Source organism: Citrobacter sp. Ce129, from assembly GCF_030334545.1.
Taxonomy (GTDB): Bacteria; Pseudomonadota; Gammaproteobacteria; order Enterobacterales; family Enterobacteriaceae; genus Citrobacter; species Citrobacter europaeus.
The window spans coordinates 1-364 of the sequence record NZ_JAOWDS010000018.1 but is presented as its reverse complement, the minus strand read 5'-3'; the positions used below and the strand labels follow the sequence as shown (position 1 = coordinate 364).

Below are 364 nucleotides of genomic sequence, written 5' to 3'. Positions count from 1 at the left end.
GGAAGGATTCGAACCTTCGAAGTCGATGACGGCAGATTTACAGTCTGCTCCCTTTGGCCGCTCGGGAACCCCACCAGGGGCATACTAATTTGTGAATCTAACGTAATGAATGGTGGTGGGGGAAGGATTATTCGTCGCTTCGCTCCTCACCCTTCGGGCCGTTGCCGTTGGCAACGTTCTCTCGCTTTCGCTCGAGTCGAACCTTAATCGAAGGCTCTCACCCTTCCCAGTAAGTGCAAACTTCAGCATAGCTTATTGGGGTTACTACATCGCTGTAGTGAATAATGGTGGTGGGGGAAGGATTCGAACCTTCGAAGTCGATGACGGCAGATTTACAGTCTGCTCCCTTTGGCCGCTCGGGAAC

General features: G+C 52.5%; 1 tRNA gene and 1 other RNA gene. Both read right to left on the bottom strand.

Features of this window, described 5'->3' with window-relative positions:
- Nucleotides 1-67 (bottom strand) — tRNA-Tyr (locus OGV77_RS00080).
- 43 nt (nt 68-110) lie between these two features.
- Nucleotides 111-242, bottom strand: a non-coding RNA gene (locus OGV77_RS00075) — RtT sRNA.
- Between the last annotated feature and the right edge of the window lie 122 nt (nt 243-364).